Source organism: Pedobacter sp. TM02 (assembly GCF_059705275.1).
This window is the reverse complement of sequence record NZ_AP046530.1, coordinates 3,169,666-3,185,689: the sequence shown is the minus strand read 5'-3', so window position 1 is coordinate 3,185,689 and position 16,024 is coordinate 3,169,666. Positions and strand designations below refer to the sequence as shown.

The 16,024-nt window shown below is 43.8% G+C and carries 12 protein-coding genes; 4 read left to right on the top strand and 8 right to left on the bottom strand.

The window, feature by feature from the left end; translation table 11 throughout:
• Positions 1 to 15 precede the first annotated feature (15 nt).
• The gene (locus AC6H1S_RS13530; RefSeq protein WP_497563950.1) at positions 16 to 705 is read right to left on the bottom strand and encodes a DUF6624 domain-containing protein; all 690 of its coding nucleotides are present in this window, start codon (positions 703 to 705) and stop codon (positions 16 to 18) included.
• A gap of 149 nt (positions 706 to 854) precedes the next feature.
• Entirely contained in the window at positions 855 to 1,829 is a 975-nt protein-coding gene (locus tag AC6H1S_RS13525; protein ID WP_497563949.1) for a 5'-nucleotidase, read from the bottom strand.
• Positions 1,830 to 2,078: 249 nt separating this feature from the next.
• Between AC6H1S_RS13525 and dnaE the strand changes: the two genes are divergently transcribed.
• The 3 genes from dnaE to AC6H1S_RS13510 all read left to right on the top strand — a co-directional run bounded on the left by dnaE (position 2,079) and on the right by AC6H1S_RS13510 (position 8,599).
• Positions 2,079 to 6,503 (top strand): DNA polymerase III subunit alpha, encoded by a 4,425-nt coding sequence (dnaE, locus tag AC6H1S_RS13520; RefSeq protein ID WP_199139478.1) that lies wholly within the window; start codon positions 2,079 to 2,081, stop codon positions 6,501 to 6,503.
• 109 nt (positions 6,504 to 6,612) lie between these two features.
• Positions 6,613 to 6,930, top strand: coding sequence for a thioredoxin (trxA, locus tag AC6H1S_RS13515; protein WP_330107847.1), 318 nt, complete (start codon positions 6,613 to 6,615; stop codon positions 6,928 to 6,930).
• 457 nt (positions 6,931 to 7,387) lie between these two features.
• Entirely contained in the window at positions 7,388 to 8,599 is a 1,212-nt protein-coding gene (locus tag AC6H1S_RS13510) for a PQQ-dependent sugar dehydrogenase (RefSeq protein ID WP_497563948.1), read from the top strand.
• A gap of 54 nt (positions 8,600 to 8,653) precedes the next feature.
• On the opposite strand, the gene AC6H1S_RS13505 is transcribed toward AC6H1S_RS13510, so the two are convergent.
• Together AC6H1S_RS13505 and AC6H1S_RS13500 are read right to left on the bottom strand one after the other, a co-directional pair.
• On the bottom strand, positions 8,654 to 9,352 hold the full coding sequence (locus AC6H1S_RS13505) for a hypothetical protein (protein ID WP_497563947.1): 699 nt from the start codon (positions 9,350 to 9,352) through the stop codon (positions 8,654 to 8,656).
• Positions 9,353 to 9,391: 39 nt separating this feature from the next.
• Entirely contained in the window at positions 9,392 to 10,330 is a 939-nt protein-coding gene (locus AC6H1S_RS13500) for a DUF3078 domain-containing protein (RefSeq protein WP_497563946.1), read from the bottom strand.
• A gap of 57 nt (positions 10,331 to 10,387) precedes the next feature.
• Here AC6H1S_RS13500 and AC6H1S_RS13495 point away from each other — a divergent pair, with 57 nt between their 5' ends.
• A complete protein-coding gene (locus AC6H1S_RS13495; protein ID WP_497563945.1) occupies positions 10,388 to 11,308 on the top strand; it encodes a DUF58 domain-containing protein in 921 nt (306 codons plus the stop codon).
• A gap of 239 nt (positions 11,309 to 11,547) precedes the next feature.
• Here the strand turns inward: AC6H1S_RS13495 and AC6H1S_RS13490 are convergent, their stop codons facing one another.
• The 4 genes from AC6H1S_RS13490 to AC6H1S_RS13475 are packed head-to-tail and all read right to left on the bottom strand — an operon-like array spanning position 11,548 to position 15,837.
• Entirely contained in the window at positions 11,548 to 12,867 is a 1,320-nt protein-coding gene (locus tag AC6H1S_RS13490; RefSeq protein ID WP_497563944.1) for a sensor histidine kinase, read from the bottom strand.
• Positions 12,868 to 12,909: 42 nt separating this feature from the next.
• Positions 12,910 to 13,587 (bottom strand): response regulator transcription factor, encoded by a 678-nt coding sequence (locus tag AC6H1S_RS13485; RefSeq protein WP_497563943.1) that lies wholly within the window; start codon positions 13,585 to 13,587, stop codon positions 12,910 to 12,912.
• Positions 13,584 to 14,591: a DUF6563 family protein gene (locus tag AC6H1S_RS13480; RefSeq protein ID WP_497563942.1), complete on the bottom strand. Its 1,008-nt coding sequence runs from the start codon at positions 14,589 to 14,591 to the stop codon at positions 13,584 to 13,586. Before AC6H1S_RS13480 ends, AC6H1S_RS13485 begins: the two co-directional genes overlap by 4 nt.
• A gap of 55 nt (positions 14,592 to 14,646) precedes the next feature.
• The gene (locus tag AC6H1S_RS13475; protein ID WP_497563941.1) at positions 14,647 to 15,837 is read right to left on the bottom strand and encodes an aspartate aminotransferase family protein; all 1,191 of its coding nucleotides are present in this window, start codon (positions 15,835 to 15,837) and stop codon (positions 14,647 to 14,649) included.
• Positions 15,838 to 16,024: the final 187 nt, after the last annotated feature.

Sequence of the window (16,024 nt, the reverse complement as noted above, 5' to 3'; positions counted from 1 at the left end):
TTGGCTCAACAAGAATTACTTTTGCGTAATTTTTTTGATTTCTTCTGGGGTATATTCCTTGTAAACAAAGCCAAACCTTTGGGCGTTTTCTTCGACAGTTAATTTAAAGCCGGCTTCCTTTCTTCTTTTGTTCACGTTTTTGGCATCTTCAATGGGCATTACATAGCTGAAAAATTCTTTTTGGCCGGTTTTAGGATTGGTTATTTGTACGGAATAGATCTGTGTGCCGTAGATTTGAAGTTTTCCTTCGCTGGTCAGTTTTCTATCCAGCATCATGGCTACATATTCAAAAGGCAATTCGCCTTCTTTTCCTGCTTTTTCAATCAATGGATAGAATTTGGGTATTTGGCTGGGGCTGTGTTGTATCACATAAAAAACCGCTGTATTGGCAGGTTCGCCTACAAGGCTCTTGCCTGGGTAGCCATATTTTGAAATAATGCTTTCTACTTTCTTGAAGTTGGCCGAATCGATTTTGCTCATGATGCGCCAAGCGCTCTTCTTGAGCTCATCTTTGGGGTAGCCGAGCTCTTTTGCAAGCTGGTCTTTTCTTTGTTCAGATGTTTCCGTATCTATAAATTCCCGGATGCCCTGGTCTTGTTGCAAGATGGTATCGAGTTGCTTTTTCAGTTCAACATTAAGCCGTTTTTGGGCTACAACCGCAAAATTAACGGCTAGCGCAAATAGCGCAGTTAGAAAGATTTTCATGCGAAGGTTGTGATTGGTTGCTTAAATCTACTAATTTTTCGTAGTCCAGTCACTTCTTTAACACTTTTTAACCATTGATTCAGTTAGTTATAGGTTGCGGGTTGTGAGTTGACAGTTTAGCAATCAAACAATCGTATGGCTATGGGCTATCAGTCCTTTTTCGATTTCGCTTTAGGTGTAGTCTTATCCACTTTTAATTTATCGATCGGTAAATTCAAAACCGAATCGCTGGTGTAGGGTACCCTGGCCGAAGGCACATGCAAAGAAGCTTCTTTCAAATGCGCATCCTGATCGTCGAAAAAGATATGGGCGCCAAAAGCTTTGAGGATTTTGTCTTTAGAAATGCCACCCAAAAAATAAGCCTCGTCTACATAAACGCCCCATTTGCGCAGAGTTTTGATCACCCGCATGTGCGATGGCGCATTACGTGCGGTTACAATGGCAATGCGTAACGGAGAAAGCTCGATGCGCGTAGGCAATTCCTCCTGTATTTTCGAAAGCTTGATCAATAACTTGGCAAAAGGCCCTTCTTTTAGCGGGTCGTCTTCATGTTCGGCCTCATATTTATGAAAAGCATCCATGCCTTCGGTTTTGTAGCGATGTTCAGATTCTTCCGAAAACAGCACGGCATCGGCATCAAAGGCAATTTTTACGCGGTTATCGGTCGAGTTAAACGAATGGGGTGGTGCATAAATGTAAGCAGCAGCGCATTCTTTCGAATCGATCACATATTGTACGTCTTTAATATCCTTGCTCAGAAACAGGTCGATGTCGAAACCATCGATATACGGCGACAAAGGCTCGCCGCCACTAAAGGCCATGCGCGTAATATCGAGCTGATGGGCTTTTACCGAATTCATGACCCTTACACCGGTTTCCGGACTGTTCCTCGACATCACCACCACTTCAACGATGCGTTTTTTGGCACTTTCGTTCAGGTGTAGCAGCCTTTGCACCAAATGAAAGGCCGTGCCCGGCTCCAACAGGTCGTTTTCGTGTTCCAATTGGTATTGGCGATAGCCTACAATGCCTTCCTTCTCGAATATTTCGTTTTCTTCTTCAAGGTTGAACAACGAACGGCTCGAAACACCAATTACTAAAACTTCTGATAAATCTACTGGCATGGAAATGTGGTGGATTAAGGTAAAGGCAATCTTTGCCTAGCCCAAAGATAAGGTTTTGTCTAATGTAATGGTTGCCGGTTTGCAGTTTTTGGTTCGCAGTTCGATGATTGAAACAATGCCATGCGGTATCAGGGTAACTCCTAATTTAACAATGCAATTTTAAAAAAAAACTTGCGCAAGTGTTGATAATTAGCTGACACGTTTGCCCGTTAAAATTTCTTATTTTTGATGTCCACCATTTCCCCAGCTATGTACCTTATTTTTGATACCGAAACCACGGGTTTGCCACGTAATTACAATGCTCCGATTACCGATACGGATAATTGGCCGCGCTGTATCCAAATTGCCTGGCAATTGCACGATGAAATGGGGCGTTTGATAGAACATCAGGATTATTTGGTGAAGCCAGAAGGCTTTAACATTCCCTACGATGCCGAACGGATCCACGGTATTTCTACCGAGCTGGCAACCGAACAGGGTATCGCTCTGACCGAAGTGTTAGAGAAATTCAACATCGCGCTAAGCAAGGCCAAATTTGTGGTTGGCCAGAATATCGGCTTCGATATCAACATCATGGGTTGCGAGTTTTACCGCTTTGGCGTAGACAGTCCGATGGCTTCTTTGCCGGTACTCGATACCTGTACGGAAGTTACCGCCGAATTGCTGAAAATTCCAGGCGGAAGAGGCGGCAAGTTCAAGTTGCCAACCCTAACAGAGCTGCACCAATACCTTTTCGGAGTGCCGTTTGCCGAAGCGCACAATGCGACTGCCGACGTGGAGGCCACTACCCGATGCTTTTTGGAGCTGATCAGGAAAGGCGTTTTTACCAAAGAAGAACTGCTGGTTGATACCGATTATTACCTTCGTTTTCAGGAGATTAATCCGGGGATGGTAGAAACGGCTGGGTTAAAGCATATCAACCTCAAGGCGGCTTCGGACGAGATCAGGAAAAAGCAACAGACCGGTGGCGGTACCACCAAGGTTTCTGAAGAAGCCAAAGAAAAACTGACCAATGCCACTTTTGTGCACCTGCATAACCATACGCAGTTTTCGGTGTTGCAAAGTACCATCAGCATTCCCGATTTGGTGAAAACAACGGCCGCGCAAAATATGCCAGCCGTAGCCTTAACCGATCATGCCAACATGATGGGCGCCTTTCACTTTGTAAGCCAGGTGCTAAACCATAACAAAGGTGCCGAAGCCAAAATTGCCGAAGCTTTAGAAAAAGGCGAAACTCCAACGGTCAGTATCATTAAGCCCATTGTGGGGGTCGAATTTTTTGTGTGCGATAACCACACCGATAAAACCCGCAAAGACGATGGTTACCAGGTGGTTTTGCTGGCCAAGAACAAAAAAGGCTACCATAACCTGGCCAAAATGTCGTCTATAGCCTATACCAAAGGCTTTTATTATGTCCCGAGAATCGATAGACAGGTGATACAGCAGTATAAAGACGATATTATAGTCCTGTCGGGAAACCTGTACGGCGAAATTCCGAGCAAGCTCCTCAACTTGGGCGAAAAACAGGCCGAAGAAGCATTGATCTGGTGGAAAGAACAGTTCGGCGACGATTTTTATATCGAGCTGATGCGCCACAACCAGGAAAATGAAGACCGCGTAAACGTCAACCTGATCGAGCTGGCCAGAAAACACGATGTTAAGCTCATTGCCACCAACAATACCTATTACATCAGTAAAAAAGATGCCAATGCCCACGATATTTTACTTTGTGTAAAAGACGGCGAAAAACAGGCTACGCCAATTGGCCGTGGCCGTGGCTTTAGGTACGGCATGCCTAACCAAGAATACTATTTTAAATCGGCCGACGAAATGAAGGCCCTTTTTGCCGACCTGCCCGAAGCGATCATCAACATCCAGGAAATTGTAGACAAGATAGAAATCTATAAGCTGGCCCGCGAGGTGCTTTTGCCTAAGTTCGACATTCCGGAAGAGTTTATGGTGGCCGAAGACGAGCAGGACGGAGGCAAGCGCGGCGAGAACAAATACCTGAGGTACCTGACTTACCGCGGGGCCGAACGGCGCTACGAAGAAATAACGGATTCGATCCGCGAACGCTTGGATTTTGAGCTGCAAACCATCGAAAAAACCGGTTATCCGGGTTATTTCCTCATTGTACAGGATTTTATTGCCGAAGCTCGGAACCGTGATGTATCGGTAGGGCCCGGCCGTGGTTCGGCTGCGGGTTCGGCGGTAGCCTATTGCTTGGGCATTACCAATATCGATCCCATCAAATACGACTTGCTTTTTGAGCGTTTCCTAAATCCTGACCGTGTTTCCATGCCCGATATTGACATCGATTTCGACGACGAGGGCCGTGGCCGTGTAATGGATTACGTCATCAACAAATACGGATCGAGCCAGGTAGCTCAAATCATTACCTATGGTACCATGGCGGCCAAATCATCAATCCGCGATACCGCTAGGGTACTCGATTTGCCGTTGTTTGAAGCCGACAAGATTGCCAAGCTCATTCCCAACATGAAGCTGGCCAAAATATTCAACCTCGAAGAAAAAGCCTTAAAATCGGCCCTTAGACCCGACGAGTTCGAGAAGGTAAACGAACTGAAAACCATGGCTACGGCCAAAAATCTGAGCGCCGAAACCATCGAACAGGCTATCGTTTTAGAAGGCTCGCTGCGTAACACGGGTATCCATGCCTGCGGGGTAATCATTACGCCCGACGATATTACCAATTTCGTTCCCGTAGCTACGGCCAAAGATTCAGACCTCTACGTTACGCAGTTCGACAACTCGGTTGTAGAGAGTGCCGGGTTGCTAAAAATGGACTTTTTGGGGTTGAAAACCTTAACTCTAATTAAAGATACCGTTAAACTGGTTAAGAAAAGACATGGCATTACCCTCGATCCGGATTCTTTCCCGATAGATGATGTAAAGACCTATGAGCTCTTCCAGCGTGGCGAAACGGTCGGCATTTTCCAGTACGAGAGTCCGGGTATGCAGAAGTACATGAAAGAGCTGAAACCAACCGTTTTTGGCGACTTGATTGCGATGAACGCCCTGTACCGTCCGGGCCCGATTGCCTACATTCCTAGTTTTGTACGCCGTAAAAATGGCGACGAGGAAATCAAATACGATTTAGAGGCCTGCGAAGACCTGCTGAAAGAAACCTACGGTATTACCGTTTACCAGGAGCAGGTAATGCTTTTGTCGCAGAAACTGGCCGATTTTACCAAAGGCGAGGCCGATGTACTGCGTAAGGCCATGGGTAAGAAACAGCGCGACGTTTTGGATAAGATGAAGCCCAAGTTTATCAGTCAGGCGGCCGCCAAAGGTCATGATGCCCAGGTTTTGGAAAAAATATGGAAAGACTGGGAGGCTTTTGCCGAGTACGCCTTCAATAAATCGCACTCTACCTGTTACGCCTGGATTGCCTATCAAACTGCTTATTTAAAGGCCAATTACCCAGCCGAATACATGGCGGCGGTACTTTCCAACAACATGAGCGATATTAAACAGGTGGCTTTCTTTATGGAAGAATGTAGGCAGATGGGCGTTACCGTTTTGGGCCCCGATGTCAACGAATCAGAGCTTAAGTTTTCGGTAAATGCCAAGGGCGAAATCCGTTTCGGAATGAACGCCGTAAAAGGAGTGGGCGAGAAGGCCGTAGAAAGCATCATTGAAGAAAGAGAAGCCAACGGCCCTTTCGTGAGCATTTACGATTTTGCCAAACGCTCCAACACGCGTATCGTTAATAAAAAAGCCTACGAGAGTTTTGCCTATAGTGGTGCCTTCGATGCTTTTGGCCATCACAGGGCCCAATACTTCTATGTGGGTGCCAACGATAAGCTGAACGGCATTGAGAAGCTGATTAAGTATGCCAACGATTTTCAGAATAACCAAAACTCCTCGCAATCGTCGTTGTTTGGTGGTTCAAAAGCCGATTTGATTCTCGAACCTACCTTTCCGGTTTCGCCAGAATGGGGACTGATCGATAGGCTCAAATATGAAAAAGATGCCATCGGCATTTTCCTGTCGGGACATCCTTTAGACGATTACCGCTTCGAGTTGAAAAACTTCTGCCAACATGCCGTGAAACACCTGAGTATAGTGAACAAAATACGTAGTGGCGACAGTAATGAGGAACTTTTGGCAGAGTTTGAAACCATTAAAAACCGAGATCTGGTGGTAGGAGGTTTGGTGGTGAGTGCCGCGCAACGGATTACCAAAACCGGAAAGCCTTTTGGAGTTTTCGTTTTTGAGGATTACGACGACAGTTGCGAGATTGCTTTGTTTGGCGACGATTTTATGAAGTTTAAGCAATACTTAACCGAAGGCTACTTCCTACAGATCAGAGGACGGGTAGGCGAGCGATTCAAAAAAGAAGGCGATTGGGAATTTAAGGTAACTGCTATTGATTTATTGGCCGAATTGCGCGATAAACTGACCAAAAGCATCACCATCCAAGTGCCGATTGAAGAAATAAGCGAGGATTTTATGCAGAAGATCAATATGATTTTACAGGAAAACCAGGAGAATAGCGATCGTCATAACTGCAAGCTCAATTTCGAGGTTTATGACCGGGAGGAAAACCTCAAACTCGATTTGCCTTCCAAATCCTTGCGGATAAATCCCAATAATGTGTTTTTAGAACAATTAAATAGTTTAAATGTTGTAAATTACAGGCTCAATTAAGTGCAACTGATAAGGTTCAAACCTTTATAAAGAAAATGTCAAATTGACAGCACGCTATTGATGGCATTACAATTGATATTATATTTGTATATAAATTAAATTTTAAGTTATGGCTTTAGAAATAACAGATGCAAACTTCGAGGAAGTTGTATTAAAATCAGATAAACCAGTTTTGGTAGATTTTTGGGCTGAATGGTGCGGTCCATGTCGTATGGTAGGTCCAGTTGTAGACGAGATCTCTAAAGAATACGAAGGAAAAGCGCTAGTGGGCAAAGTTAACGTAGATAACAACCCTCAAATTTCAACCCAATTTGGTATCCGCAACATCCCGGCTTTGTTGTATTTCAAAAATGGTGAAGTGGTTGATAAACAAGTTGGTGCAGTTCCAAAATCAATTTTGGCTGGCAAACTAGATAAACAATTGTAAAATTGAGGCCATTGCATAATGGCCTTTTCATATAGACAAAGCCCCGAAACCATCAAGGTTTCGGGGCTTTGCGTTTAGCAGCTTGTTTCATGTCATCCGTGGGTAGGTTTATCAACGTCTTTGCTTTTCTTGGTTTGAACGCCTGCTGCAAAATCCTCTGCAGTTTGAAAAAACCGGAGCTGATAAACGCTACCTTAAACGAATGGCATGCTGTTAACAGTTGGTTTGATTAATCAGTTAACAAGACAATGAAGCTTCGGTAAAGTTGCATGCTATAGGCAACGAACGGGTATTTGTTAAGATATTTTTTTTAAATTATTGATAAACAAATAGATGTGTTTGCTGGGCAAATGGCGGTAACACCTTTGTGATAAAGCTTTTCAAAACTTATTATCGCACTATTGTGTTTTTGATTACAGATATTTTTTCGTTTTTTTAAGCAAACAAAACAAATCTCATGAACCATCCCAATCGTAAAATGCGCTACCTGTTGTTGGCAGGTGTTTTAATCAATTGTGTGGGAAGCACCTCGCTTTGGGCACAAAATTCGGTAGAAACGCAAAAACCTTCGGCAGATTATAAGCCCGCTTTTGTTGGACAGACGCGGATCAAGGCTGTTAAAACCGCTACGCCATTAAGTATTGCCGTAATCAATAATAAGCTCGAAAACCCTTGGGGTATTTCTGTAATGCCTGATGGCCGATTTTTAATTTCGCAGAAATATGGCAACATGGTTATTTTACAGGCCAACGGAACGCTTTCAAAAACCATTACAGGCTTGCCTAAGGTAGATGCATCTGGCCAAGGTGGCTTGTTGGATGTAACTTTGGCTCCAGATTTTGCAAAAAGCAGAATGATTTACTGGGCCTACGCAGAGCCGCAGGAAAAAGGTGTTTTATTAGCCATAGCCAAAGGCAAGCTTTCGGCCAGCGAAACAGCTATTGAAAACCAGACGATCATTTACAGAGCCACACCAGCTTATGGTGGCAAACTGCAATACGGTTCGAGGATTGTATTTGATAAGAACGGAAACCTCTTTGTAAGTACAGGCGAGCGCTCTGGAAACGACATCAGGATCCAGGCCCAATACCTTAATTCTTCGCTGGGCAAGATCCTGCACCTTACCCCAGCCGGAAAACCCGTACCCAACGGGCCTTTTGCCAAACAGGCCGATGCCCGCCCCGAGATTTATGCCTATGGTTTGCGCAATCCGGATGGTTTGGCCATTAATCCGCAAACTGGTGAGCTTTGGGAAGCAGAATTCGGCCCCAAAGGTGGCGACGAAGTCAATATTATCAAGCCTGGTAAAAACTATGGCTGGCCCATCATTACCTATGGCACCGAGTACAGTGGCAAAAAGGTAGGCGACGGCATTCAGCAGAAAGAAGGAATGGAACAACCAATTTATTATTGGAATCCAAGCATTTCGCCAGGCAGCATTGCTTTTTACAACAGCAGCAAAATTGCCGAGTGGAAAGGCAATTTGTTTGTGGGCGCTTTAAGTGGCTCGCACATCATCCGTTTGGTAATTAAGAACAACAAAATTGTAGGCGAAGAAAGACTGTTGGCCGATAAGGGCGAACGCTTTAGAGACTTGGCAGAGGGTAAAGACGGCGCCTTGTATGCCGTTACCGATGGAGGCAATTTATACAGGATTGCCAAAAAATAAAACCCAATTTCAAAATATAAAGCCCTAGCTCCGTTTGAGCCAGGGCTTTTTTATTTATTTTTTGAGCAATTCTCTTTTGATAAAAACATCAAAATCAGGCAGTGCCTTGTCTTCATATATTTCTACAAATTGAGAAAATTGGATGTAGCCGTATTTGTAGGGATCGGCAGCAAGCTTATTGTAGTTGGAGGTAATATAGGTTTTGTAGTTTTCGTTTTTGGGTACCGGATTTTTTAAGGTCGATAGCATCTTTTTGGCATAACGATAACAGTTTTCCAGTTCCTTGGTTTTCCCTGCTTTTCTCCAATAAAGGATGCTGAGGGTATTGGCATCGTATTCGCTTGCATAGGCATCGTTGTATTTTTTGCCCATGGCATTGTAAACGATATGCCCCATTTCGTGCGCGAGATAAAATCCGTTAAAAAATAGCCCGAATACTTCTTCTCCTTCTTTTTCGCCTCCGGCTACCTCTGCAAAAAATGCTTTTTGTGGTGGGATTACCTTTTTCCAAAATGGAAGGTTAACGATATTGTCTTTGTTGAAAATCAGATAGGGGCTTGTGTTCTCCACCACTTTTATGTCGATTAAGAAGCTCGGATCCAGCTTTTTTACCTGTTTAGAAAATTGATTGGCAATTTCGGAGGCATCGCTAACCATTTTGGCCGAGTCGGTATAGCGCGAAAACCATTGGTTTTGTGCAAGGGCGGCATGGCTAGCCACAACGAGTAGCCAAAATACGAGAATCTTTTTCATGGTCTATTTAATTTAAGTGAGTAATGCGTGGTGCTTAGGTTAATATTTGCCAAACTTATAAGTCAACCCCACACCCAGGGTTTCTTTGAGCTGCAATTTGCCAATCTGGTTGTCGTCGTAAAACAGATCGGCAGTAATTTGGGTAGAGATGAACTTGTTTACTTTCATGTCTAAAATGGCGCTGTAGGCCAAAACCATGTTCTGCGGTTTTTCTAAGTAATTGCTAAAGATGCCAAAACGATTGTCGAGCAAGATATTTTCCATCAATTTTGTTTTATACCTGCCACCTACGTAAGCGCCGAATTGGTAAACAAAGTTTTCGCCAGGTTTGGCGCCAAAAGCATCGGTTAAAATGCCATCGTGGTCGGGATTAAAAACGGCTTTGTCGCCAATAAAGGTTAAGCGCGAAGTTAAGGGATGGATGCTGAGCTGAAAATTATCATTCGGAATATAGTCGACCCCCAAACCAATGGTAACGTAGCCTGGTGCCATGAAATTAGAAATATAGCCCTGTGCCGGCTTGCTGTAATCGTAACCCTTGCTAAACTGGGTTTTCAAGTTCAGCGCGGCGGCAGCGTACCAGTTGCTTTGCTTGATCTGATGGCCATATTTAGAAGTAAGGTCAATGACGTCTTCTACCTTCGTTACGTCGCTTCCCTGTTCAGATCTGAGCCCATAACCCATTAAAATGCGGTTTTCCCAAAGCGTACTGCCTCTTTTCAGGTTAAATTCGTAATCGCCTCGTGCGGTTAAGGCAACCGAATTGATGCCGCCTGCAACCCAATTGGAAAAGGCAGCCTGGTTTAACAAGAGTACATTGGTGCCGCGAACCGTCCAGCCTTCCTTTTTCTTCGCGGTATCGAGCTTGTTCAGGATTTTGTTGCTTTCGGTGTTTACCTTGCCGCCCTGTACGGTTTGTGCATGGCCACAAAGCCCCGCAAAGGCTAGTGTTGCCAATAAAAAGTAGAATTTTTTCATAACGGAGATTTAGTGATAGACTAAAAATAATAAAAAATCTTTTGTTAGCTTTACCTGATGGCAACAATTAATCCGTACGAAAACCTGCAGCTGCAGACCAACTTGGAGCTCTTGGCCCGCCAGGTGGTAGAAGGTTTTATTACCGGGCTGCACAAAAGTCCCTTTCACGGATTTTCGGTCGAGTTTGCCGAACACCGCTTGTACAATAACGGCGATACGGTAAAAAACATCGACTGGAAGCTGTTTGCCAAAACCGATAAGCTGTTTAGCAAGCGTTACGAAGAAGAGACCAACCTGCGTTGCCAGTTTGTAATCGATACTTCGTCGTCGATGTATTATCCCGACGAAAGCTACAACAAGCTCACTTTTGCCGTACAAAGCACAGCCGTATTGATCCAATTGCTGAAACAGCAGCGCGATGCTTTTGGCTTGAGCTTGTTTACCGACCAGCTCGGCTTAAATACACAGGCCAAATCGACTAATACACATCAAAAATACTTGTTTGCCCAGCTGGAGCAGGTGCTTAAAGCACCGAAAATGAATATCACTACCAATTTGGCAACTGCCTTACACCAGGTGGCCGACCTGATCCATAAGCGTTCTTTGGTTATTGTTTTTAGCGATATGCTGCAAACCGTGTACGACGAAGAAAAAGTCGCGGCCTTATTTTCGGCGCTGCAACACCTCAAGTTTAATAAGCATGAAGTTGTACTTTTTAACGTAACCGATAAAGGCAAAGAGGTGGCTTTTGATTTTGCCAATAGGCCTTACGAGTTTGTGGATATGGAAACGGGCGCTACCCTAAAGGCTCATGCTTCGCACGTAAGAGAGGCCTATTTGGAGCAGATGGGCAATTATCGGCAACAACTGGCCCTGAAATGTGCCCAGTATAAGATTGATATGGTTGATGCAGACATCAAAGCTGGGTTTGACCAGGTGCTGGAAGCTTACTTGATCAAGCGCCAAAAAATGGGGTAAACAATTATGGCTTGCCTCCTTTTCGCCTCTTGATTGCACTAATTAAAACAAAAAAACCTTCATGTATTTTGCAATACATAAAGGTTCAGATAAGGGTAACCGGAAAACTAAAAAACTATTGATGAGTTTTTAGATAACAAAACGGAAATCGCTTCTGGTGTTTTGTTATTCAAAGATGCTTTTCGATTATGAAGATTTTATGAAGAATACTTCAGCTTTCGCAAAACTGCGATTAGAAGTTAGGGAATCGGAAACTCGATGGTAAAAATCGCTCCTTTGCCCTTTTCTGATTGGATATTGATGTCGAGCTGATGAAATTTGGCAATACTGTTTACAATGGCCAATCCGAGGCCAAAACCTTCTTCATTATCGTCGTTTTCCCTTTCAAAGCGCTTAAAGGCATTGTCTATTATTTTTTTGTCCATGCCTATTCCGGTATCGGCAATGCTCAGCAGGTAGCGGTGGGCCTCTAAACGGTCTTTAATGATAATGCTGCCTCCGGTTACATTGTACTTGATGGCATTGTTGATGATGTTGACCAACAGGGTATGAAACAAAGCCTGGTTGCCTACCAGCTTAAAATCTTCGTTTACCTCATTGGTGTAGCTCAGCTTTTTGTCTTGTATACGGTCTTCCAGGGTTTCGTAAATCTCTTCCAGCTCGTCTTTAACATGGATCTGATCGGTTTTAAGGTATTGGTCGTTTTCTACCTTTGAAATGAGCAGTAGGCTGTTGATGATGACTTTTAGGCGGTTGAGGGTTTTGAGGGAAGCCAACAACTTGTTTTCGTGCTCTTCTGGCAGATTTTCGGCTGCCAGGATGTTTTCCAGTCTACCCGAGAGGATAGAAATAGGGGTTAGCAGTTCGTGCGACACATTGGCGATAAACTGTTTCTCGAGCGAAAACAGGGTCGATATTTTGCGCATCAGCGAATTGATGCTGTTGTCTAAAATCTTAAAATCGGTGGTATGTGTCGGAATGTTCTGGTAATTGTAGGAAGTGGGGTCGTTTACCTTATTCAGCTTTTGGTCTATGATTTGATAAAAGGGTTTTAAAATGAATTTGGTAAAGGCAAAATCGGTAATCAGGGTTACCAGCAAGGCAATAACCAGTACAATGAGCATGTAAAACCTGATGGTTGTTTTGACGGCCTGCATGGCTGTCATGGTTTCGCCAAGCTCTAGCTTGTAGCGCTTGTTGTCGTATTCGAACTGTTCGTTTAAAATCCGGTAAATTTCTGTGTCGCCTTCAATTTCGCGACGCTCGGTAGTAAATGAAATGGTGGTGTCGAGCTTTGCGGTTTTGGGAACGATGTTGAGTACTACGAACTCGTCTTTCAAGATGTTGTAGTCGGTAAACGAATGCTGGATGTTTAACAAGCTGTCGATTTCGCTGCTGCTGAGGTTGGCAATTACCTTGAGCCTTTTTTTGGTTAAACGGCCATCCAAATGGTGCGAAGAAATGGTTTCGAGCGAAAGCAAAATAATCAAGCCCAATACTAAAATTATGGCAATCTTGGTGATGGCATTGTAAAGGGCAAATTTTGCTTGCAGGTTCATGATTTCTCGAGTGTATGGATTAGGCTTTTAATGAAAGGCCTTTTAACAGTTAATCCTGTAGCCGATGCTCCTTACGGTTTCGAACCAATCGGCTTTGGTACATTGGCTCAGTTTTTTGCGCAGGTTTTTAACGTGTACATCTACAAAGTTCGAGTCGGAGTTCACTTCCAAAATATCGCCCCAAACATGTTCGGTTAGGCTCATACGCGATACCACACGGTTTTTGTTCAGTACCAGGTAGTTGAAGATCTCAAATTCCTTTTTGGTTAAAGGCACTCTTTCGTTTTGATAGGAAACGGTACGGTTCTGGATATCGAGCACAAAATCGTGGATATTGAATTCGTTTTTTTCGAGCTTGTGCTTTCTGCGGATGATGGCATGCATCCTGGCCAAAAGCTCGTTCAGCGAAAATGGCTTGGCCAAGTAATCGTCGGCACCGCCATCCAGGCCTTTGATGCGGTCGTCAACAGCACTCCTGGCAGTTAAAATAATAACGGCATCGTCGCGGTCTTTGAGGTTTTTGAGCTGTTTAAGCACTTCGAAACCGTCTCCATCGGGCAGACCCAAATCCAATAGGATAAAATCATATTGGTTGACAAATATTTTTTCTTCGGCAGACGATTTTTTCCAGGCATGTTCCACAATGTATCCTTCCCTACTGAGGAACTCGTCCATTTCGAGGGCCAAGCCTTTTTCGTCTTCTACAATCAATACGTTCATTTTGCAGTTGTTTTTTCGCGAATGAATTCTCCGGTCTGGTGGTCTATTTTTAGTTCTGATGTTTGAGCATTTGGCATCGATGCAATTAAGCCACCAATAAGACCAAAGAAAAGGGAAGCCGACATCACACTTGCATTATCTGCAGTAACTTTTATCTTTCCATTAAAGTAAAAGTTGTTATCTCGTTTAGTTAACGGATAATAGCCATATTCGGTCGCAATGTACGCTTTTCCCTCCTTTACAAAAGCATATATTTCTTTTGGTTTGAGCTGTTGTTTCTTTCCTTCTTTTTCTATAAAAACCTTAGGCTCCTGGTGTTTGCTTACCGTAAAATCATTGCTGTTTGGCTGTTGTAGCTTGAAGTCTGAATAGGTTTGATAAACGCCATCTACCAGATTGTCGGTGGTATATAACTTGATCTTGCTTTTTTCTATGTCATCAATTTTCATGATGTCGGCAAAAGTATAGCTTTCCCCATCTACTGGTTTTTGGGATGCACTTATTGCAATAAAATCGGTAATTAGTTTGCTTGATTGGCGCATGAGTAACTTGGTTACATCCATGGCACTTACAATGGCTACCGTATCTATACGCGCCAACCTTTTATAATTACCGTTATTATTGGTATATAAATCTGCTTTCAGGTAACAGTAGCCTTTTTCGCTAAAGGCACTTGTAATTTCTGCAAAATAGAACTGCCTGATTTGGAATAGAAGCTTTCCATTTTGTGCAGCGCTGTCAAGCTGATGGTGAAATACCTTTTGGAGCTGGGCTTCAATAGGCGTACTTATTTTAACTTCGGTTTTCCGATTAAAGGCACCGAGTTGAACAATCCCAAAATGTGTAGTGTCCAGCCTAGAATCGAGTACATTTAAAGTATGATATAAGCTATTTTTGATTTTTACTTCTGGTAAGGCAATTTCGAAAACGTTATTTGTGTTTTGAGCAAAAATGTTTAATGAGGTAAGTAATGCAAAACAAGAGATGATGAATTGTTTTTTCATGTCAAAATAGAATGGTATGCTTTTGTGAAAAAAGACTTTAATGGGCAATAAGGCATTAACCACAAACTGAAACTACGTTTTTTAATATAATTGCACAAGAGTTTTCAATTTCTTTTTCTGTGATGGTTAAAGGAGGAGCTATGCGCATGGAATTGCTACAGTGCAAAAACCAATCGGTAATCACGCCATTGGCAATACAGCCGTCGATAATGGCTTTGTTGGTTTCATAGCTGTCAAACTCAACGGCCAGCATCAGGCCTTTGCCCCTGATTTCCTTGATGGCCGGGTGTTGCAGCAGCTTTTTGAAAAGCTGGCCCTTGGCTTCAACAGCTGCCACCAGGTTTTCTTCTACGATGGTGTTTAGGGTAGCCAGGCCCGCTGCGCAGCTTACCGGATGGCCGCCAAAAGTGGTAATATGGCCCAAGATCGGATTGTTGGTAAAAACTGACATGATGGCCTCAGAGGCCACAAAAGCACCAATTGGCATACCGCCTCCAATACCCTTGGCCAATAATAAGATATCAGGCATGACGTCAAAATGCTCAAAACCAAATAACCTGCCTGTACGGCCAAAACCGCATTGTATTTCGTCGAACACCAACAAGGTGCCCATTTGCGTACATTTTTCGCGAAGCGCTTTTAAATAGCTTGCCTCAGGCACCCTGATGCCGGCTTCGCCTTGTATGGTCTCTATAAAAACCGCGGCGGTTTGCTGGTCTATTTTTTCGAGATCGGGTAGCGAGTTGAACCCGATAAACTCGATGGCGGGAAGCAAGGGGCGGTAAGCCTGTTTAAATTCTTCATTGCCCATTAAGCTCAACGCACCCTGGGTGCTGCCGTGATAGCTGTTTTTGCAGGCGATGAGCTTGTGGCGTCCGGTAAATCTTTTGGCCAGCTTCATGGCGCCTTCAACCGCTTCGGCGCCCGAGTTCACAAAATAGGTGCAGCTCAGGTGGGCTGGAAGTACCTTGGCCAGTGCCTCGGCAAAATTTACCTGCGGACTTTGCACGTATTCTCCATAAACCATCAGGTGCATATAGGTTTCGGCCTGCTGTTGGATGGCCTTTACCACATTGGGATGGCAGTGGCCTACATTGCTAACGCCAATGCCAGCAATAAGATCCATGTATTTTTTGCCTGCGGCATCGTACATGTAAAGCCCATTGGCTTTTACGAACTCGAGCAACAGGGGAGTGGGCGAAGTTTGGGCATTATGCTTTAAAAAAAGCTCGCGTTGTGTTAACATGGAGCAAAAATACACAAAAAAGCTTTGCTAGTTTTCAGCTAATTTTTACTAAAAATTTAGTTACAAATACAATTTTGTTACGAGTAAATAGTATTTTTACGGAAACTTAGTAGAGTAGCCGAAGTAGAGACCGGCGTTCTGAGTTCATTTAAGTTAAAAAAGAAATCCCATGGACCGGTGACCCATG

What these genes read in the sequence shown, in the direction of transcription:
- AC6H1S_RS13530 (WP_497563950.1), bottom strand. Translation starts at nt 705, where the DNA reads ATGAAAATCTTTCTAACTGCGCTATTTGCGCTAGCCGTTAATTTTGCG.
- AC6H1S_RS13525 (WP_497563949.1), bottom strand. Translation starts at nt 1,829, where the DNA reads ATGCCAGTAGATTTATCAGAAGTTTTAGTAATTGGTGTTTCGAGCCGT.
- dnaE (WP_199139478.1), top strand. Translation starts at nt 2,079, where the DNA reads ATGTACCTTATTTTTGATACCGAAACCACGGGTTTGCCACGTAATTAC.
- trxA (WP_330107847.1), top strand. Translation starts at nt 6,613, where the DNA reads ATGGCTTTAGAAATAACAGATGCAAACTTCGAGGAAGTTGTATTAAAA.
- AC6H1S_RS13510 (WP_497563948.1), top strand. Translation starts at nt 7,388, where the DNA reads ATGAACCATCCCAATCGTAAAATGCGCTACCTGTTGTTGGCAGGTGTT.
- AC6H1S_RS13505 (WP_497563947.1), bottom strand. Translation starts at nt 9,352, where the DNA reads ATGAAAAAGATTCTCGTATTTTGGCTACTCGTTGTGGCTAGCCATGCC.
- AC6H1S_RS13500 (WP_497563946.1), bottom strand. Translation starts at nt 10,330, where the DNA reads ATGAAAAAATTCTACTTTTTATTGGCAACACTAGCCTTTGCGGGGCTT.
- AC6H1S_RS13495 (WP_497563945.1), top strand. Translation starts at nt 10,388, where the DNA reads ATGGCAACAATTAATCCGTACGAAAACCTGCAGCTGCAGACCAACTTG.
- AC6H1S_RS13490 (WP_497563944.1), bottom strand. Translation starts at nt 12,867, where the DNA reads ATGAACCTGCAAGCAAAATTTGCCCTTTACAATGCCATCACCAAGATT.
- AC6H1S_RS13485 (WP_497563943.1), bottom strand. Translation starts at nt 13,587, where the DNA reads ATGAACGTATTGATTGTAGAAGACGAAAAAGGCTTGGCCCTCGAAATG.
- AC6H1S_RS13480 (WP_497563942.1), bottom strand. Translation starts at nt 14,591, where the DNA reads ATGAAAAAACAATTCATCATCTCTTGTTTTGCATTACTTACCTCATTA.
- AC6H1S_RS13475 (WP_497563941.1), bottom strand. Translation starts at nt 15,837, where the DNA reads ATGTTAACACAACGCGAGCTTTTTTTAAAGCATAATGCCCAAACTTCG.